Here is a 20,073-nt window from a genome sequence, read left to right as displayed (position 1 = left end):
CTCACTCGGCCGGCGCAAGCCGCGCTGAGCGTCTGCGCGCGCTCAGCCTATCGAGATAGAGATAGACGACCGGCGTGGTGTAGAGCGTCAGGAGCTGCGAGACGATGAGGCCGCCGACGATCGCCGCGCCGAGCGGCTGGCGCAGTTCCGCGCCTGTGCCGGTCTCGATCGCCAGCGGCAGCGCACCGAGCAGCGCGGCAAAGGTCGTCATCATGATCGGCCGGAAGCGCTGGACGCTCGCCTTGTGGATCGCCGCGCGGGACGAGAGCCCTTCCTGGCGTTCGGCCTGCAAAGCCATGTCGATCATCATGATGGCGTTCTTCTTGACGATGCCGATCAGCAGGATGATGCCGATCAGCGAGATCACATCGAACTCCATGCCGGTGACGATGAGCGCGAGCAGCGCGCCGATGCCCGCCGAGGGTAGCGTCGACAGGATGGTGATCGGGTGCACATAGCTTTCGTAAAGCACGCCGAGCACGACATAGATCGTGGCAAGTGCTGCGGCGATCAAAAGCAGTTCGTTGAGCAGGTTGGCGCGGAAGGCGAGCGCTGTGCCGGCCAAGGAGCCATGGATCGTGACCGGCATTTTGAGCTCGGCCATGGCGCGGTCGATCGCTGCCGAAGCATCGCCAAGCGTCGCGCCATCGGCAAGGTTGAAGGAAATGGTCGTGGCGACGAAATGGCCCTGGTGGTTGACCGAGAGCGGCATGGTCGCCGGACCGTAGGTGCTGAAGGCGGCCAAGGGCACCATCTTCTCGGCCGAAGTGCTGACCGCAGCACCACTCGAGGCGCTGCCATGGCCGGTGACGGCGATGGCGTTGGTCGCCTGGTTGCGCAGCGAGCCCGTCAAGCTGCCGGCCAGCGCATTGGTCTGCTGCGTGCCGCTCGCCGCAGCGCCTGAGGTGCTGACATAGATGCCGTTCAATGCGCTTGGGTCCTGCAAATAGTGCGGCGCCACCTCCATGACGACATGATACTGGTTGCGGGCGTTGAAGATCGTCGACACCTGACGTTGGCCGAAGGCGTCGTAAAGCGTGGCGTCGATGCTTTGAGGTGTCAGGCCGAGTCTGGCAGCGCTCTCGCGATCGACAGTGATGTTGGTTTCGAGCCCGGCTTCGTCGCGGTCGGAATTGACGTCGGTGAGCTCAGGCGCCTTTTTCAGGAGATCGACCAGCTTCGGCGTCCACTCGTCGAGGTCGGCGGTGGTGTCGGCCTGCAGTGTGTACTGATAGGTCGCCAGGCTTTGGCGGCCGCCGACCCTGATCTCCTGGCGCGGATTGAGGAAGAGCTGCGCGCCGGGCAATTGTCCGAGCTGCGTGCGCAGCCGCGCCAGCACGACTTGCAGCGGCGCCCGCTCGCCCTTCGGTTTCAGGGCGACCTGGACGAAGCCGGAATTGGTCTGCCGGCCGCCGATATAGCCGACCACATTCTCGACCGCCGAGTCGCTTTTGAGGATCTGCTCCAGCTGCTCGAATTTCTGCCGCATCAGCTGGAAGGAAATGGCCTGGTCGGCGCGCAGACCGCCCATCAACTCACCGGTGTCCTGCTGCGGGAAGAAGCCTTTCGGCACCGCCGTGTAGAGATAGACGTTGAAGACGATGGCCGCGAGAAGCACCACCAGCATGATTTCCGCATTGTCGAGCGACCAGGCGAGCGAACGTCCGTAACCGGCGCGGACGCGTTCGAACACGCCTTCGCCGAAGCGCGCCAGGAACGAGCGCCTGACTGATGAGCTCGCAGCCGGGCGCGGGAAATGCGCGCACATCATCGGCGTCACCGTCAGCGACAGCACCAGCGAAATGGCGATCGACAGCGAGAGCGTCAGGGCAAATTCCTGGAACAGGCGGCCAAGTATGCCGCCCATCAAGAGGATCGGCAGAAAGACGGCGACCAGCGAGGCGCTCATCGACAGCACGGTGAAGCCGACTTCCCCGGCGCCGACGAGCGCCGCCTTGCCGCGCGGCATGCCGTCCTCGATGTGGCGCGTGATGTTTTCGAGCACCACGATGGCATCGTCGACCACGAAGCCGGTGGCGATGGTGAGCGCCATCAGCGATAGATTGTCGAGCGTAAAGCCGAGCAGATACATCGCACCGAAGGTGCCGAGGATCGAGACGACCAGCGCGACGCTCGGGATCAGTGCCGCGCGCCAGTCGCGCAAGAATGAGAACACGACGAGGATGACGAGCAGCACCGCCAGCACCAGCGTGAGTTCGGTGTCGTGCAGCGAGCCGCGTATCGTGGTCGAACCGTCGGTCGCGATGCTGAGCCGCGCATCGGCCGGCACCGAGGCCTGCAGTGTCGGGATCAGCGCGCGGACGCGGTCGACGGTCTCGATGATGTTGGCGTTGGGCTCGCGGTAGAGCACCAGAAGCACCGCCGGCTCGCCATTGGCGAGGCCGAGATTGCGCACATCCTCGACGGAATCCTCGACATCGGCGATGTCGCGAAGTCTGACCGCCGCGTTGTTGCGCCAGGCGATGACCAGATCGCGAAAGTCGGCGGCGTGGCTCGCCTGGTCGTTGGTGTAGAGCTGGTAGCGCAACGCGCCGTCTTCCTCGAAACCTTTCGGACTGCGCGCGTTGGCGGAAGCAAGGGCCGCGCGCACATCCTCCAGGCCGATGCCGTAATGGAATAGCGCGCCGGGATTGAGCTCGACGCGCACCGCCGGCAGCGACGAGCCGCCGAGGTCGACATTGCCGACGCCCTCGACCTGTGACAGGCGCTGCTGCAGCACGGTCGCGGCCGCGTCGTAGAGCTGGCCGGGGGTGAGCGTGCGCGAGGTCAGCGCCAGGATCATCACCGGCGAATCGGCGGGGTTGTATTTGCGATAGGTCGGATTGCTGTGCAGATCCGACGGCAGGTCGGCGCGCGCGGCGTTGATCGCGGCCTGAACGTCACGCGCCGCGCCGTTGATGTCGCGGTCGAGGCCGAATTGCAGCACGACATTGGTCGAGCCGGTGCCCGAACGCGAGGTCATCTCGGAGACGCCGGCGATCTGGCCGAGGTGGCGCTCCAGCGGTGCTGCGACATCGGTCGCCATCGTGTCCGGGCTGGCGCCCGCCATCGAGGCCTGCACCGAGATGGTGGGGAAATCGACCTTGGGCAGCGGCGCCACCGGCAAATTGAAATAGGCGATCAGGCCGGCAGCGGCCAAGCCGATCGCGAGCAGCGTGGTGGCGACCGGCCGAGCGATGAACGGCGCAGAGAGGTTCACGGCGAGGACCCGCCAGCAGGAGCTTCGGCAATGCCGGAGCCGCGCCGCGTCAGCCGGTCGAAGGCAAGATAGATGACCGGCGTGGTGAACAGCGTCAGCACCTGGCTGACGATCAGCCCGCCGACGATGGTGATGCCGAGCGGCTGGTGCAGCTCGGAGCCGGCCAGGCCGCCGACCAGAAGCGGCAGCGCGCCGAAGAGTGCCGCAAAAGTGGTCATCAGGATCGGGCGGAGCCTGAGCAGGCACGCCTCGTAGATCGCCTCGCGCGGGTCGAGCCCCTGCAGCCGCTCGGCCTGCAGCGCGAAGTCGATCATCATGATGGCGTTCTTCTTGACGATGCCGACCAAGAGCACGATGCCGATGATGCCGATGACATCGAGGTCATGACCCGCGAGCATCAGCGCGACCAATGCGCCGACGGTTGCCGAGGGCAGCGTCGACAGGATGGTCAGCGGGTGGATGAAGCTCTCGTAGAGAACGCCGAGCACGACATAGACGGTGGCGACGGCCGCCAGCACCAGCAGCAACTCGTTGGAGAGCGAGCTCTGCAGCGCAAGGGCGGCGCCCTGGAAGCCGGTCGTCAGGCCGGCGGGCGGCTGCATGTCCCGCTTGGCGGCGGTGACTGCCGCGGTGGCATCCCCGAGCGAGACGCCGGAAGCAAGGTTGAAGGAAATGGTCGCGGCCGGAAACTGCGCGAGGTGGTTCACCAGCAACGGCGCCTGGCGGATATTGATGCTGGCGATCGCCGACAGCGGCACCTGGCCGGAGCCGGAGGACGGCAGATAGATCGAGCCCAGCGAGGCCGGCGTCTGGCCGACCGACGGATCGGCCTCGAGGATAACGCGGTATTCGTTGGACTGGGTTAAGATGGTCGAGATGATGCGCTGGCCAAAGGCGTCGTAAAGCGCGTTGTCGACGGTGGCCGGCGTGATGCCGAAGCGCGCGGCGGTAGCGCGGTCGATGGTTACGTCGACGGCAAGGCCGCTCTGCTGGCTGTCGCTCGCGACATCGGCAAGCTCGGGCAGCGCCGAGAGCCTGTCGGTGAGCTTGGTCGTCCATGCCGCAAGCTCGACTGGATCGGAATCCTGCAGCACATATTGGTATTGCGAAGCGCTGATGGTGGAATCGACCGTCAGGTCCTGCACCGGCTGCATGTGCAGGGCTATGCCGGTGACCCCGGACGTCTCCTGCGTCAGCCGCCTGATGATGGCGCTGGCGTCCGCCTGGCGTTGGTCACGCGGCTTCAGATTGATCAGCATGTGGCCGCTGTTGGCGGTCATGTTCTGGCCGTCGACGCCGATGAAGGACGACAGGCTGGAGACGTCGGGATCCTTCAGGATCGCGTCGGCCAGCGCCTGCTGATGCGCCGCCATGTCGGCATAGGACGCCGAGCCCGCGGCCTCGGTGATGGCCGAGATGGCGCCGGTGTCCTGCACCGGGAAGAAACCCTTCGGGATGACGTCGTAGAAGTAGATGGTAAGCGCCAGGGTCGCGAGCGCCACCAGCAAGGTCAGCGCCTGGCGGTCGAGCACCCAGCGCAGCGCCGCGGCATAGCCGTGCGCGATCGCCTCGAAGGCGCCTTCGCTCCAGGGCGCCAGCGCGCCCGGCCTGCGCGCGGCCGGCGGCTTCAACAGCCTGGCGCACAGCATCGGCACCAAAGTCAGCGAGACGATGGCCGAGATGACGATGGCGATGGCCAGAGTGACGGCGAATTCGTGGAACAGGCGGCCGACGACATCGCCCATGAACAGAAGCGGGATCAGCACCGCGATCAGCGAAACGGTGAGCGAGATGATGGTGAAGCCGATCTGGGCCGAGCCTTCGAGCGCGGCGGTCACCGGATCATCGCCATGCTCGATGAAGCGCGATATGTTCTCGATCATGACGATGGCGTCGTCGATGACGAAACCGGAAGCGATCGTCAGCGCCATTAGCGACAGGTTGTCGAGACTGAAGCCCCACAGATACATGACCGCGAACGTGCCGACCAGGGAGAGCGGCACCGACAGACTCGGGATGATCGTCGCCGGGATGTTGCGCAGGAACAGGAAGGTGACGAGCACGACCAGGAGCGCCGCCATCGCCAGCTCGAACTCGACGTCGTCGACCGAGGCGCGGATCGTCGTGGTGCGGTCGGTGAGCGGCTCGACGCTGAGCGCCGCCGGCAGGCCGGCGCGCAGTTGCGGCAACAGCGCCTTCACGCCGTCGACAACGCGGATGACGTTGGCGCCCGGCTGGCGCTGGATGTTGAGGATGATCGCCGGCGTGCGGTTTTCCCAAGCGCCCAGCCTGGAGTTTTCCGGCCCTTCGATGATGTCGGCCACCTCGCCCAGCCGCACCGGCGCGCCGTTGCGATAGGCGATCACCATGTCGGCATAGGTCTTGGGATCGGCGACCTGATCGTTGGCGTTGATGGTGTAGGAGCGCGCCGGGCCGTCGAAGCTGCCCTTCGGCGTGTTGACGTTGAGCGTGCCGATGGTGGTGCGCAGGTCGTCGATGTTGAGGCCCATGGCGGCTAGCGCCTTGAGCTTGACCTGCACGCGCACGGCCGGGCGCTCGCCGCCGGAGATCGAGACCAGGCCGACGCCGGGAAGCTGCGAGATCTTCTGCGCCAGCCGCGTCTCGGCATAGTTCTCGACCTGCGTCAACGGCAGCGTCTTGGAGGTGACCGCCAAGGTCAGAATCGGCGCGTCGGCGGGATTGACCTTGGCGTAGATCGGCGGCGCCGGCAGGTCGGCGGGCAGGAGATTGCCCGATGCGTTGATCGCCGCCTGCACTTCCTGCTCGGCTATGTCGAGGCTGAGATCGAGGCTGAAGCGCAGCGTGATGGCCGAGGCGCCGGCCGAGGAGCCGGACGACATCTGCTCCAGCCCCGGCATCTGGCCGAACTGGCGCTCGAGCGGCGCGGTCACCGACGTCGTCATCACCTCGGGACTGGCGCCGGGATAGAAGGTCTGAACCTGGATCGTCGGATAGTCGACTTCGGGCAAAGCCGAGAGCGGCAGGAACAGATAGGCGATCAAGCCGACGATCAGGATGGTGGCCATGATCAGCGTGGTCGCCACCGGCCGCAGGATGAAAGGCCGCGACGGGTTCAGCCAGCCGGCAACGAGACCGCTGGGCGCGTTCATTGGCCTTGGCCGCTGTCGCCGCCATTATTGGCGCCGGCACTGCCATCGCGGCGATGGCCGTTGCCATCATGGTGACGGTGATGACCCTGCTTGCGGCCGGACGCATCGCTCGCCGCAGTCGCGCTCCCGCCTGCCGAACCATTGCCTGCCGCGCCGTTGCTCTCGCCATTCGACATTGCCGGTGCGCCGGCGGAATTGACGGCCGGCTTATTGTTGCCGGTGCCGGCGGCTGGAGTTCCGCTGACCTCACCGCCGGCAGCTTGCGACTGTGTTGCGGCGCCATTTCCGCCAGAGGCCGGCACGGCGCCACTGTCAGGCACGGTGACCTTGGCGCCGTCCTTCAGCCGGTCGACGCCGTCGACCACGACCTTTGCGCCGGGCGAGAGACCGGAGAGGAGCTGCGTGACAGTGGCGTTGCCCGGCCCGAGCGACACGGTCTTCACCGAGACGGTGTTGTCATCATTGAGCTGGTAGACGAAGGTGCCCGGCGCGCCGTGCTGGATGGCGGCGTTGGGCAGCACGTTGACCCCGGCCAACGTGCGCACAAGCAGATGCACGTTGACGAACTGGTTGGGATAGAGCGCGCCGTCGGTGTTGGGGAAAACGGCGCGCAGTTTCACCGTGCCGGTGGTCGGATCGATCTGGTTGTCGATCGTCTGCAGCGTGCCTTCGGCGATCTCTTTGGTATCGTTGCGGTCAAACAGGGTCGCCTTGAGCCCGGCATTGCCATGCGTCTGTTCCAGCACTTGCGCCAGGCTGTCTTCGGGCAGCGAGAACAGCACCGAGATCGGCTGCATTTCGGCGATCACTGCAATGCCGGTGCTGTCGCCGGGCGTCACATAGTTGCCCTGGTCGACAAGACGCAGGCCAATGCGGCCATCGGCGGGCGCGGTGATATGGCTGTTGGCGATGTTGACCTGCACGGCCTCGATCTGTGCCTGGTCGGACATCACCGTGCCTTCGTCGGACTGCACCGTCGCGCGCTGCAGGTCGATCGCCTGCTGGGTGACCGCGTTTGAGGTAAGCTTCAGGTCGCGGTCGAGGTCGAGCTTGGCATCGGCGAGCAGCGCCTGGTCGTGCTCCAGTTGTCCCTGCCATTGATGCAGCGAGGCGTTCAGCGCGCGGTCGTCGATCTGGGCGAGGAAATCGCCCTTCTTCACGTTCTGGCCCTCGGTGAAGCCGATCTGAGTGATCTGGCCGCTGACCTGCGCGCGCACCGTGACGGTCGACAGCGGCGTCACGGTGCCCAGCGCCTCGAGCACGATCGGGATGTCGGCCTGCGTCACCGGCGCCACGGCAACCGGCTGCGCGAGATCGCCGACGCCGCGGAAACGGCCGCCGCCACGGTGGCCGCCCTGCTGCTGGAGTTGAACGGGATGCAGCCAGAACGCGGCGCCTGCCGCAGCCAGGACGAGGAGCAGCGCAATGATCCAGCCGCGCCGCGACCGACGCACGGCCACCGGCCGGACCTCGGTCAAGGACTCGCTGCGGGTCACGGGCTCGCTCGGGGGCACAGGCTCGCTGGAGGGCACGCGCTCGCTGCGTGGCTTGCGCCGGCTGACGACTTCGTCGTCCACGTCTCCCACCTGTCCTTCGAGCCGCATCCATGACGTTCGTGGCAAGGCCGTCGAACCGCCGCCGATCGCGCCGGCGGACATGCCGAAGCAGGTACAAAGGCCGCGATCTTGAGCGGAAGCATAGGAGTGCGGATTTTGACACGCAATTGCGGAGCACATTAAATTCTTGTAAGGAATTGAACAAGTTAGGCCGGCATTCACATTCGGATCGCAGCCTGAGGCGACCCGGATTCGCAGCAAAATCTGCCTGCCGGTTCGAAAGCGGATCGCCATCTTTAGACGAATGTCGACAAGGCCTTACGCCAATCCATGAGCGGCCGTGGAGCGACCCTTGCGCGTTGCCGAAAGCGGCCGACGCGATGCGTCGCCGACGACCGCCTGCGGGCAAGGCCCGCTCGCGAAGATGTGAACGCGCCCGAACGCCGGGCTGCCTCATTGTTCTGGCCTGTGGCGATGGGGCCGGGCATCGAAGATGAGGAACCGATGATGTTTGGCCGGTTGCTTGCCCTGACATTCTTTTGCCTGCTGGCTGCGCTTGGCCGCGCCGCCGCGCCGGACGGCGCCATATCGCGCGAGGCTCAGACCGAGGACCTGAATATCTTCCGGCGAGATTTTCTGGACGCCGATCGGTCCTATTCGGACGCGGCCCGCAGGGAGGCCGAGCATCGGCTGCAGACCTTGGAGGCGAAAGCCGGCTCGACCGAGGCAGCGGCATTCGCCGTCGATCTCTGCCAGATCGCGGCGCTGGCCGACAATGGCCACACCACCTGCAAACTGCCACATGCCGATGGGGCGCCGGTGTCTTTCCTGCCGGTGGGCGGCGCCTTCTACGTCATTACGGCGAGCCCCAGGAACAGCGATCTTCTGGGCAGCAGGCTGATCGCAGTCGACGGTCATCCGGCTGCGGCCGTCGGTTCGGCGCTGCGCAGCCTGCATGGCGGCGTCGCGGCCTGGCGCGACATCGAGGCGATGGACGCGCTGGCGCGGCCGGACCTTTTGCATGCACTCGGACTTGCCCGCGCCACAGGCGATGCGACCTATCGCTTCCAGGCCGGCGACGGCCATGTAATCGAGCGCAAGCTTGCGCCGGAGCCGCAGCGCAAAGACTGGGTGAAGCTGCTTCCCAAGGACCGCGTGCCCTGGCCGCTGCAGGATCAGCAACGGGCATTCCGCTGGCGGGACGCGCCGGAGCTCGACGCGATCGTCGTCGAGATCAGACGGAACCTCGACGACAAGACCGGCAGGATCGGCGACTTCCTCGCCAAGGTCGAGGCCGACCGGTCTCGCCTCGGCCGCAAGAATCTCGTCCTCGACATGCGCTTCAACACCGGCGGCAATTTCATGCTGACGCGGGATTTTCTCACCGCCTGGCCGGCACGCATCGGGACGCAAGGGCGCGTGTTCGTGCTCGAAAGTCCGTTCACTTTCTCGGCCGGAATGGTCGATGTCGCCTATGTCAAGCAGGCCGGCGGCGACCGCGTGACGCTGGTCGGTGACACGCCCGGCGACCGGCTGACGTTCTTCGCCGACCAGCAACAGGTATCGCTGCCGCATTCGGGCGTGACGCTGCAATACGCAACGCAGCGCTACGATCTTCAGGACGGTTGCCGGACCTATGGCGATTGTTTCGTCGGTATCGCCCAGCCGGGCTCCGCTACCGGAACGCCGTCAGCGACCGCGGCGGCAATCGACCAAGGCAAGAGCCGCAAGCCGATCTCTGTGAAGACGCTCGATCCCGACATAGCGGCGCCGTGGTCGGTCGACGATCTGCTCAAAGGCCGCGATCCGGGGATGGCCGCCATCCAGGCGGCAGTAGCGAGGCACGGATAGCGGTCACCCGCGCGACAGGCGGGTTGCTAGCCCTTCCTGCGTCACGGGTTGTCATCGCGCATGCGCTTCTTCACGATTGCGGCACGCCGGATCCAAGGATCGCAAGGATCGAGAAATGAGTGACACCATCCCCGCCATCGACATCGCACCGCTCTTCGGCCCGCCCTCGCGGGCTCGCGGCGAGGCAGACCGCCGGATCTTCGCCACCGCCTCCGGCATCGGCTTCATGACCGCGCGCGGTTTTCCCGGCGCGGAGCTTCTGACGCGCGAACGGCGCGGCGAACTGCTGAAGATCTTCGAGCTGCCTGACGCGGAAAAGCGGAAGCTGCTGCGCTGGAATTTCGACCCTTCGAAATCGAACTATTATCGCGGCTGGTTCCCGTTGCAGCCGACCGCGGTGTCCTACAAGGAAGGGATCGACATGGGGCCGGATATCGCCCATACCGACGCCGAATTCGCCGCCGACGATCCGCTGCTGGAGCGCACGCCGCTGCCCGCCGAGGGCGACGTTCCAGGATGGAAGGCGGCAGTCGCGCATTACTACCGCTCGATGGAAAAGGTCGGTGCGGCGCTGATGGCCTCGATCGCGCGCAGCCTCGGGCTCGAGGACGACATTTTCGACGGCCATTTCCGGGACGGCATCTCGACGCTCAGGCTGATCCGCTATCCGCTGCGCACCGAGGACGGCGCGGTCGACCTATCGAAACCTGAATATTCGGTCGTGCACAAGGGCGAGCGGCGGCTGGTGATCGGCCGCGAGCATGCCGATTCCGGCTTCGTGACGCTTTTGGCGCAGGACGGCGTGGAAGGTCTGCAGGCCAGGAACCATGCCGGCGAATGGATCGATGTGCCGCCTGCCGACGGCACGCTGGCGGTCAATTTCGGCCAGTTGCTGGAACGCTGGACGGGCGGCGTGGTTCAGGCGACACGCCACCGCGTGATCGCGCCGAAGGCGGTGCGCTATTCGATCCCCTTCTTCTACGAGCCGCGCGCCGACGCCGAGATCGCGCCGCTGCCGATCAAGGGCGCTGGCGACTTCGCGCCCTTCCTCTATGGCGACTACCTCTGGGAGTCGGCGACCAATTTCGTCGAGATGGCCGGTGTGAAGACTCTGCGCAAGCCAAGGCGGCCGGCCGCCGCCTAGAGACCTCCGCGCACATCGGACGGCGACACGGTGGGAAAGACGATCACCGGATACGCTGCGAAGGATCTCAACTTCGAGACTGCCTCCAAAGCAACAATGGCTCCCGCCTTGCGCTTCATCAAACTGCGCGGCACGCTGGTGCCAGCCGGCGGGCTTGCCGGCGACAGATCGATGAAGGTGCAAAATTGCGTTCGACTGATTATCTCGGCCGTCTCTTCGGCCTCGAAGGCAGGCATGCCTTCATCACCGGTGCCAGCCGCGGGCTGGGTCTTGCCTTCGCCCAAGCGCTTGCAGCTGCCGGGGCGCGCGTCACCATCGGCGGCCGCAAGGCAGACGAACTCAAGACTGCCGGCGACCGTCTGCGCGCCGATGGCTATTCGGTGGCGGAAGCGATAATCGACGTTACCGACACGCAGTCGGTCGACGCGGCGATCGCGGCAAGCGAAAGCGGCACCGGGCCGATCGACATTCTGGTCAACAATGCCGGCATCCAGCGCCGCGCGCCGCTCGAGACTTTTTCCGACGCCGACTGGGACGCGCTGATGGCGACCAATCTCGATGGCGTGTTCAAGGTGAGCCGCGCCGCGGTCAAAGGCATGATCGCGCGCCGCAAGGGCGTCATTATCAACGTCTCCTCGGTGCAGAGCGCGCTCGCCCGCCCCTCGATCGCGCCCTACGCGGCGAGCAAAGGCGCGATTACCATGCTGACCAAATCGATGGCCGGCGAATGGGGCCAGCACGGCGTGCGTGTCAACGCGATTGCGCCCGGTTACTTCAAGACGGAGCTCAACGCCGCCTTAGTCGCTGACGAGAAATTCTCGACCTGGCTCACCGGCCGCACGCCGATGCGGCGCTGGGGCGACGTCGAGGAGCTGGCGGGCGCGGCGGTGTTCCTGGCGTCGGATGCGGCAAGTTTTGTGACGGGACAGACGCTGCTGGTGGATGGCGGGATCACGAGCGTGCTGTAGAGGTCCCTCACCTCGCACAGACCCAGCTTCAGACCGGCAGGCTCCTCTCCCCCGCCGACAGATGCTGCTCGACAGGCGGATCGATCTTGGGCCCTTTCGCGAACCCAGCCAGCACCCTGTCCACCGACAGCCTGCCGGAACCGGCGAGCGCCAAGATGAACATGCCGCCGGTAATCGCCAGATCCTTCTCGAAATGCAGCAATTCGTTCTGGCTGGCGAAATTGGTGTGGAAGAGGCCGGCCGTCATCAGGCAGAACAGGCCGAGCCCAATCGCGCCCAATCGCGCCAGAATGCCGAGCGCGACCGAAAGGCCCGCGCCGAGCTGCAGCGCAATGGTGGCCAAAAGCAGCGGCGTGCCGACGCCGAGCGCGGCCATCGCCTTCTCGGCGCCCTCGAAATGCGTCGCCAGCTGCAGACCCTCATGCACGAAGATTAGCGATAGAAGCAGACGGCCGGCAAGCAGGACCACGTCCCTGGCGTGAAGCTTTTGGGCTAGTTCGGTCGGTGTCATCGTCCGCTCCAATCTTTGCAAAGATGCGTGCGCGCGCCAGGCTGATGGACGCGCTGCCGCACGTGCTCGGGTTGAAAAGGTCAGAGCCGGCGCGAGGGAGAGGAACGCCGGCTCACTCGTAGGGGCAAGGTCAGTGCCGGGCCCCCTCTCCGGCCGCTTCGCGTCCACCGCTCCCCCCTTTGCGGGGCGAGGAAATAGACGCCTTACTTCGTCACCTTCGTATCGATGGCCTGCTTGAGGTCGGAAAGCTCCTCGCATCCCGACGGGCAGAGTTTTTGCAGCGAGGCGAGCTGCTCGTTCGCCTTTGCCATGTCGCCGGTCTCGACATAAAGCTCGCCCAGATATTCATGCGCGGCCTTGTGGTCGGGCTTAAGCTCCAACGCCTTGGTGTAGTAGGTGAGCGAGGTCTGGTAGTCGCCGGTCTTGCGCAGCGTGAAGCCGAGCAGATTGTAGACGTCGGCCTGCTGGGTGTCCTGCGCGAGGTCGCGCAGGTCGGCCAGCGCGCCCTTATAGTCCTTGGCCTCGATCTTGGCCTCCACGGCCGTCAGGTCCGGCGCGTCGGCGCCTTCGATGTCGTCCACGGCATAGGCCGGAATGGCGATGGCGATGGGGGCCGCGGTCAGCACGGCAATGGCGCCGAGCACCGCAAAAAGTGCGTGTTTCATGAGAGCTGTCGCTTTCTGTTCAGGATCCGATTTGAGATCAGATCTCAGTTGGGGTGAAGGCGTAGGCGTTGCCGTCCTTGATGAAGCTGCCTGTGCCGGGGAACGGGAAGTGCGAGCCGCAGATGCGAACCTTGTCGGCGATCACCTGGTCGATGACCTTGTGGCGCGTGGTGATCGCCATCGGCCCGTCCTGGTCGTAGCTGCCCTGCCAGTCGGGATGTGGGGCGAGCAGCGCCGGGACATACATGGTGTCGGCCGAGACGAGGAACTGCTCGGAGCCGGCATCGACATGATAGACGGAGTGTCCAGGCGTGTGCCCGGGCGCCGCCATGATGCGGATGCCGGGCACCACTTCCGCGCCGTCCTCGACCAGCTTCCAGTTCTTCCATTTTGGGAAGTTCTCGGCGATGCGTTTGCCCGCCGGCTTGCGGCCCTCGGGCAGCTTGGCGAGCCGGCCGGGATCGGTCCACCAATTATATTCGGTGGCGTTGACGATCAACTCGGCATTCGGGAACACCGGCGCGTTGGTGCCCTTCTCCATCAGGCCCCAGACATGGTCCGGATGGAAATGCGAGATCAGAATAGTGTCTATCGCCTTGTAGTCGATGCCGGCGGCTTTCATGTTGGCCGGCAGATGCGTGGCGTTGGCCTGCCACTGGCCGACGCCGGAGCCGGCGTCCATCATGATGGTGCGGCCGTTCATCTTAAGCACCACGACGGTGAGCGGGATCGGCATGAACTCGGTGATCAGCCCCGCTTTTGCGAGCGCCGCCTTGGTGTCGTCGACCGACACGTCCTTGATGAAGGCCGGGTCGTGGGGCTTGCGCCAGATGCCGTCATAGATGGCGGTGACCTCGAGCGAGCCGACCTTGTATTTGTAAAAGCCAACCAGCGGCTCGACCGGGGTTTCAGCGTAAGCGGCGGGCACGAATTCCAGCTTGCCGGCAATGCCGAAGGCGGCAGCGGCGGCGGCGGAACCGAGCACCATTCGGCGTGTCATATTGAACATCGGAAGTCTCCTCTTCATGGCTTGCGGACGGCAATTTTCCTGTTTTCCCGGGAGATCCTGGTCATCGCAGCATTCCTTCCGGGCGCGCGTGGCTGGGATGCCGGCCTCGCTACACAGCAAGACCGGGAAGGTTGGCCCTTTATTCCCGGGCCGGCGAAAAAGTTCGGAAGAATGAAACCGTCAGTTAGGCGGCGTTAAGCATGGCTTCAATTTGTGGATCGAATGCGGGATGGAGGCCGCGATGCTGAGACTTTCGGCAGCCGCGGAAGTGTTGATTTAAGCACTTTCTACTAGGTTCGGCCGATGGATCGCCGTCCAGGAAAGGCATTCGGGTCGAATTGATCAGAGCGGGTTTCAGTCTCGGTCGCGTCAGAGAGGCCGTTTTTTCTTCCGCCAATTTGCCGGCGGTGATTGCTTTCGTCGTGCTCCTGATCTGCGCGATCTTCGTCGATCAGCAGAACAAAAGGGTCTCGGACCAACTCACGCGCGCCGACGTCCTCTACAAGGTCAACATCATCCGCGCCAAGCTGGAAGGCAACATCAACGGCAATCTCCAGCTGGTTCAGGGCCTTGTCTCGGCCATCGTCACCGAGCCCTATATGGGGCAGCAGAGGTTTGCCTCCCTCGCCGCCAATCTCTTCAAGCAAAAATCGCAGCTGCGCAACATTGGCGGCGCGCCCGACCTTGTCATTTCGCTGATGTATCCGATGGAGGGCAACGAGAAGGCGATCGGGCTCGACTACCGAAAGAACGAGGCGCAACGCGTGGCGGCGCTTAGGGCGCGTGACCAACGCATATCCGTGCTTGCGGGCCCCGTCGACCTCAGACAGGGCGGGCGCGCCTTCATCGGCCGGATCCCTGTTTTCGTGCCGACAGCGGGCGGCGGCGATCGCTTCTGGGGCCTTGTCTCCGCGGCTATCGATATCGACCGGCTCTACGCCGCAAGCGGCCTCAGCGATCCCGATCTCGACATAGATGTGGCACTTACCGGAAAGGATGCGCTTGGCGGTGACGGCCAGCGCTTCTTCGGTGGCGCCGATATCGTCAAGAACAATCCGGTGAAGGCAGAAGTGCAGCTGCCGTTCGGTTCCTGGCAGATATCGGCAATCCCGAAGGGCGGTTGGCCGACCGTGCCGAAGAACGAGCGGGTCTTGCAGGCTCTCATGGGGCTCGCCGCTGCGCTGGTAGTGCTGCCCATTCTGGTGGCCGGGCGGCTGTTCGGCGAAAGGCAGAAAAACTACGCGGAACTGAGGCGCCTGTCCGGAAGGCTGGAACTGGCGCTGGAGGCTTCGGGCATCGGCGTATGGGAGCAAGACCTCGTCACTGACGAGCTGCTGTGGGACGATCGCGTCCACGAGATCTACAGCAAGCCTGCCGACGGAAAAGCGCGCGGCTACGACGACTGGGCACTGGCGGTCCACCCCGAGGATATCGCACGGGCGCAGCGCGAGTTCGACCTTGCCGTGGCCGCAAAGGGTCCCTACTCCTCGCAGTACCGGCTACTTCGCCCGGACGGCACCGTGCGCCACGTCCGCGCGCGTGCAAGCTATTTTCAGGACAGCGACGGCACGCCGAAGATGATCGGCGCAGAATGGGACGTGACCAGCGACGTGCTGCTCAACGAAACCCTGGTGCGGGAACGCCAGCTTTCCGAGTCGAAGAACGCCGAGCTGGAAATGGCCAATGCTCGGATCGAGCACGTGGCGCTGCACGATTCGCTGACCGGCTTGCCGAACCGCCGCTATCTCGACCAGATGCTGGCCGAAAGCAGCCCGCTCGACGGCAACGCCGCGCTATTGCATCTGGACCTCGACCGCTTCAAGCACATCAACGACACGCTGGGCCACGCGGCGGGCGACGCCATGCTAATGCATGCTTCGAAGGTCATCAAAGCCAATGCCGGGGCATCCGATTTCGTCGCGCGCATCGGCGGCGATGAATTCGTTGTGGTGAGCCATGGGCGCGGCGAAGAGAAGCTCGCCTCGCTCGCCGATCGCATCATCGAGGAAATGCGCCAGCCGGTCGACTATCAGGGCCACCAGTGCCGGTTCGGCGTGAGCATCGGCATCGCGGCCAATAAGGGCGTCGATGCAAGGCAGCTGCTGGTCAATGCGGACCTTGCCCTCTACCGGGCAAAGAGCCGCGGCCGCAATCGCTACGAGTTCTTCAACGAAGAGCTGCAAAGCGAGATCGTGAAGACCAAGCAGACAGCCGACGAGATCCTCAGCGGGCTCGAAGCCAACGAGTTCGTTGCCTTTTATCAGCCGCAGTTCGACGCCAACACGCTGGAGATCGTCGGCGTCGAGGCTCTGTCACGCTGGCTGCATCCACGACGCGGCACCCTCACCCCAGACCTCTTTCTAAGGGTGGCGGAGGAACTGAACGTCGTCTCGCTTATCGACCGGGCGGTCCTCGGGCAGGCGCTGGAGAATTTCCGGCGCTGGTCGCTCGACGGTCTCAATATTCCCCGTGTGTCGGTCAACGTCTCGGCAAGACGCCTGGAGGACAAGGACCTGATCGATAGCCTGCGCCAGCTCGCTATCAAGGAAGGAACCGTGTCGTTCGAGCTGGTGGAATCGATTTTCCTCGACGAGAACGACGACCTGGTTTCCTGGAACATCGAACAGATCAAGGAACTTGGCATCGACATCGAGATCGACGATTTCGGCACAGGCCATGCGTCGGTCGTCAGCCTGCTCAAGCTGCAGCCGCGCCGCCTTAAGATCGATCGCCAGCTCATCACGCCTATCACGGCCTCGAGGGCTCAGCGCCGGCTCGTGTCGTCGATCATCGAGATCGGCAAGTCGCTCGGTATCGAGGTTGTGGCCGAAGGCGTCGAAACGATGGAGCATGCGCGCATCCTCAGGGAACTCGGTTGCGACATACTGCAGGGCTTCGCTTTCGGCCGTCCGATGGATAGCGAGGCCTTCAGAGCCTTCGCCCAATCCCGCAAATGGCTGGCGGCGGGCTGACGCAAGACTCGTTCCAAGCTGCTGCTGCCGCAAAGAAACGCTGCGATCGACGTCATCGAACTGTCACACTCAAACGGGTGGCGCGTGCTAGAAATATGGCTTGCCCCCGAGCGCCCCAAGAGCCGGCGAACCCGCCATGAACATCGCCCTCCCTGCCGAAGGCACCGACCTCTCGCCCTATTTGCCGGACGAACACGGGCTGTTCTTCATCTACCATTTCAAGGCCGACGGCTCCCGCACCGAGGACCCCGCCGAGGCGCATTGGAGCTGGCGCAGCTACCAGATCACCGACATGCGCGCCCGCCAGGAGATCGGCGCCGAGCAGGCCCTGCCAACGCCGGTGCGCGATGCCTTCCTATCGCCCAGCCATGGCTGCCAGATCGATTTCGAGGACGACTTCCTCTATGGCGACCTGCCCGACCTCAGGCACGATTTCGCCGAGGCACGCGGTCTCACTCATTTCCGCTTCGCCTTTAACGACAGGATGCTGGTCGGCGCCCGCAAGCAGCCGCTGGAGTCGGTCGACAAGATCCGCAAGCTGGTGGAGAGCGGCACGCGGAAATTCCGCACGCCGGCCGAGCTGATCGAGGCGGTGATGGGCCAGTCGCTCGACGGCATGGCGGCCGAGCTCGACAAGATGGGCGACACGCTCGACGGCATCGAGGATCGTATCGTGTGCGATGCATGGCACAATGAGCGCCAGGCGCTGGTCGACGCGCGCCGGCAGCTGGTGCTCATCCACCGGCAGATGGCGACGCTCACCAATCTTTTCCGCCACCTCGACCATTCGCATCGCAACGAGCTTCCGGACCCGATCAACGACATGGCGACGAGGCTTTCGCACCGGGCCCACACGCTGCATCACGACGGCGAGCAATTGCAGGCCCGAACAAGGCTGCTGCAGGACGAGCTGATGGCGAAGCTCACCGAGCAGTCGAACCAGCTGCTCTATATTCTCTCCGTCATGACGGCGGTGCTGTTGCCGATGACGATCATCTCCGGCCTGTTCGGCATGAATGTCGGCGGAGTGCCGCTGGTCGACATGCCGTCCGGATTCTGGGTGGTGACGGCGATCTCGGTCGTCATCGCCGCCATCGTCTATATGGTCGTGCGACGGCTGGGGCGGGTCTGAGGCCTACCCGGTTGCCCGCAGATCCTTGACGATCGTGCCGGCGGCCTGGACTTCGGCTTCGTGGCCCGGTTCGCGCCACGTCTCGGCAAGTCCGGCCGCGTACCACTCGCGCATGGCCTGCAGGTCGAGCAGCCGCCGCGGATAGGCAGCCGCTTCGCCTTCGAACGTCAGGCCATAGGATTGCGCCCTGAATGCGATAGGGGCGAAGAAGGCATCGACGGCACCAAAACGGTCGCCGGCCAGGAACGGTCCGCCGAAACGCGCAAGGCCATCGTTCCACAAGTCCCCCATGCGGAAGATGTCGTGCTTCAGCGCACCGCACATCGGCAACGGCTCGACCCGCACGCCGCAGCTCATCGGGCAGAGATTGCGCATCGCGGTGAAGCTCGAATGCATCTCGGCGGCGGCCGACCGCGCCCAGGCGCGCGCCTTGCCGTCCGACGGCCACACGCCCTCGTGGCGCTCGGCCAGATATTCGACGATCGAGAGCGAATCCCACACCGCCCAGCCGTCATCCACAAGGCACGGGACGCGGCCATTCGGCGAGAACGACCGGTAGAGGTCGAAACTCGGTCCGCTCGGAAACGGCGTCAGCCGCTCCTCGAAAGGAATGTCGAGGACGCGCATCAGCAGCCATGGCCGCAACGACCAGGACGAATAGTTCTTGTTGCCGATATGCAGAACGTACATCGGGCGCCTCTTTCCTGTTCAACGCAATTCCAGACGCAAAAGCGTTGCGCGCATCTCTATCTTGTTGCGGGCGCCGGCGGGCGAACCTCACGGCCCCTGAACATCGACCAGCTATACATCGCCAGGGCCGTCCAGATCAGCGCGAAAGCGATCGCCTGCGTAGCGCCGAACGGTTCGTCGAAGACGAGCACCGCGATCAGGAACACCATGGTCGGCGCGATATATTGCATGATGCCGATGGTGGACAGGCGCAGCAGCCTGGCGCCGAAAGCAAACAGTAGCAGCGGCACCGCGGTGATCGGGCCACAGCCGGTCAGCAGCGCCGTGTCGGCACCGGTGCTGGAGATGAAATGATCCTGGCCGGTGGCGATCAGGTAGACAATGTAGCAAAGCGCCGGCACTGAAAGCAAAAGCACTTCGAGCAGGAAACCCTGGCTCGGGCCGATCGGCAGCGTCTTGCGGAAAAAGCCATAGGCGGCGAAGGAGAAGGCCAGCGCCAGCGACACCCAAGGCAGCTTGCCCGCCTCGACGGTGAGCACCGTCACCGCGATCGCGGCCAGCGCCACCGCGACGATCTGCAAGCGGTCGAGCCGCTCGCCGAGCAGCACTGCCCCGACGACGATGACCACCAGCGGATTGATGTAATAGCCGAGCGCCGTCTCGACCGTGCGGCCGACCGAGATCGCCCAGACATAGATGCCCCAGTTGATCGAGATCAGCACCGCCGTGAGCGCGGCCATGGCAAGGCTTTTGGGCGAGCGGATCGCCGCCTTGAAGTCGGCGGTGCGGCCGGCCCAGATGAGCACTGCCGCCGCGATCGGCACCGACCAGACGACGCGGTTGGCGATCACCTCTGCAAGCGGTAGATGCGCCACCGCCTTCATGTAGAAGGGCAGCAATCCCCAAAGGAAATAGGCGCCAAGCGCCAGGAGGAAGCCGCGCCGGGCCCTGGCATCCTGATCGAGATCGGCTGTAGCGGTGACCATGGCCTAACGCTATGGCCCAGCGGACCGTCCAAAACCATCACAAAATTATGATGGATCAACGGACTTTTGATGATGGTTCAAGCGGGCGCTGCCTCCTCGCCCCACGCAGTGGGCCACGCTATGCACAGATCTTCTGTGGCTGGCGCGACTGATCGAGCCTCGGCTTGATTGCCACGTGGTTCCCCCAATCCGTCGCTGCTTCGCAGCGCCACCTTTCCCCCCTCCGGAGGGAAAGGAA

Annotated in this window: 13 protein-coding genes; 5 read left to right on the top strand and 8 right to left on the bottom strand. The window is 64.8% G+C overall.

The annotated features are described in order from the left end of the window. Position 1 precedes the first annotated feature (1 nt). Genes P9273_RS23390 through P9273_RS23380 form a run of 3 tightly spaced genes read right to left on the bottom strand, consistent with a single transcriptional unit; the run spans position 2 to position 7,928 of the window. Positions 2–3,220 carry an efflux RND transporter permease subunit gene (locus P9273_RS23390; protein WP_278050879.1) on the bottom strand — a complete coding sequence of 1,073 codons (3,219 nt, stop codon included), beginning with the start codon at positions 3,218–3,220 and terminating at the stop codon, positions 2–4. Further along, positions 3,217–6,318, bottom strand: coding sequence for a multidrug efflux RND transporter permease subunit (locus P9273_RS23385; RefSeq protein ID WP_278051018.1), 3,102 nt, complete (start codon positions 6,316–6,318; stop codon positions 3,217–3,219). Before P9273_RS23385 ends, P9273_RS23390 begins: the two co-directional genes overlap by 4 nt. Before the next feature lie 29 nt (positions 6,319–6,347). Next, positions 6,348–7,928 (bottom strand): efflux RND transporter periplasmic adaptor subunit, encoded by a 1,581-nt coding sequence (locus P9273_RS23380; protein ID WP_278050878.1) that lies wholly within the window; start codon positions 7,926–7,928, stop codon positions 6,348–6,350. A 483-nt stretch (positions 7,929–8,411) separates the two neighbouring features. Between P9273_RS23380 and P9273_RS23375 the strand changes: the two genes are divergently transcribed. The 3 genes from P9273_RS23375 to P9273_RS23365 all read left to right on the top strand — a co-directional run bounded on the left by P9273_RS23375 (position 8,412) and on the right by P9273_RS23365 (position 11,870). Then, complete coding sequence (locus P9273_RS23375) at positions 8,412–9,758, top strand: hypothetical protein (RefSeq protein WP_278050877.1); 1,347 nt, start codon at positions 8,412–8,414, stop codon at positions 9,756–9,758. A gap of 115 nt (positions 9,759–9,873) precedes the next feature. Beyond that, on the top strand, positions 9,874–10,902 hold the full coding sequence (locus P9273_RS23370) for an isopenicillin N synthase family dioxygenase (protein ID WP_278050876.1): 1,029 nt from the start codon (positions 9,874–9,876) through the stop codon (positions 10,900–10,902). Positions 10,903–11,087: 185 nt separating this feature from the next. Continuing rightward, the gene (locus P9273_RS23365) at positions 11,088–11,870 is read left to right on the top strand and encodes a glucose 1-dehydrogenase (protein ID WP_278050875.1); all 783 of its coding nucleotides are present in this window, start codon (positions 11,088–11,090) and stop codon (positions 11,868–11,870) included. 28 nt (positions 11,871–11,898) lie between these two features. Here the strand turns inward: P9273_RS23365 and P9273_RS23360 are convergent, their stop codons facing one another. The 3 genes from P9273_RS23360 to P9273_RS23350 all read right to left on the bottom strand — a co-directional run bounded on the left by P9273_RS23360 (position 11,899) and on the right by P9273_RS23350 (position 14,055). Next, positions 11,899–12,381 carry a DoxX family protein gene (locus tag P9273_RS23360; RefSeq protein ID WP_278050874.1) on the bottom strand — a complete coding sequence of 161 codons (483 nt, stop codon included), beginning with the start codon at positions 12,379–12,381 and terminating at the stop codon, positions 11,899–11,901. 203 nt (positions 12,382–12,584) lie between these two features. Beyond that, positions 12,585–13,046, bottom strand: a complete 462-nt coding sequence (locus P9273_RS23355) for a tetratricopeptide repeat protein (protein WP_278050873.1) — start codon at positions 13,044–13,046, stop codon at positions 12,585–12,587. A gap of 37 nt (positions 13,047–13,083) precedes the next feature. Next, positions 13,084–14,055 carry an MBL fold metallo-hydrolase gene (locus tag P9273_RS23350; protein ID WP_278050872.1) on the bottom strand — a complete coding sequence of 324 codons (972 nt, stop codon included), beginning with the start codon at positions 14,053–14,055 and terminating at the stop codon, positions 13,084–13,086. A gap of 338 nt (positions 14,056–14,393) precedes the next feature. Here P9273_RS23350 and P9273_RS23345 point away from each other — a divergent pair, with 338 nt between their 5' ends. Further along, entirely contained in the window at positions 14,394–17,027 is a 2,634-nt protein-coding gene (locus tag P9273_RS23345) for a bifunctional diguanylate cyclase/phosphodiesterase (protein WP_442920252.1), read from the top strand. 136 nt (positions 17,028–17,163) lie between these two features. Beyond that, positions 17,164–18,159, top strand: a complete 996-nt coding sequence (locus tag P9273_RS23340) for a transporter (RefSeq protein ID WP_278050871.1) — start codon at positions 17,164–17,166, stop codon at positions 18,157–18,159. A 3-nt stretch (positions 18,160–18,162) separates the two neighbouring features. Here P9273_RS23340 and P9273_RS23335 read toward each other — a convergent pair whose 3' ends face one another. Next, positions 18,163–18,849 carry a glutathione S-transferase gene (locus tag P9273_RS23335; protein ID WP_278050870.1) on the bottom strand — a complete coding sequence of 229 codons (687 nt, stop codon included), beginning with the start codon at positions 18,847–18,849 and terminating at the stop codon, positions 18,163–18,165. Between the two features lie 56 nt (positions 18,850–18,905). Further along, positions 18,906–19,835: an EamA family transporter RarD gene (gene rarD / locus P9273_RS23330; RefSeq protein WP_278050869.1), complete on the bottom strand. Its 930-nt coding sequence runs from the start codon at positions 19,833–19,835 to the stop codon at positions 18,906–18,908. Positions 19,836–20,073: the final 238 nt, after the last annotated feature.

The sequence above is a fragment of the Mesorhizobium sp. WSM4935 genome, assembly GCF_029625735.1.
GTDB lineage: Bacteria > Pseudomonadota > Alphaproteobacteria > Rhizobiales > Rhizobiaceae > Mesorhizobium.
The sequence above is the reverse complement of the archived record's forward strand: the minus strand, read 5'-3'. Positions and strand labels throughout refer to the sequence as shown.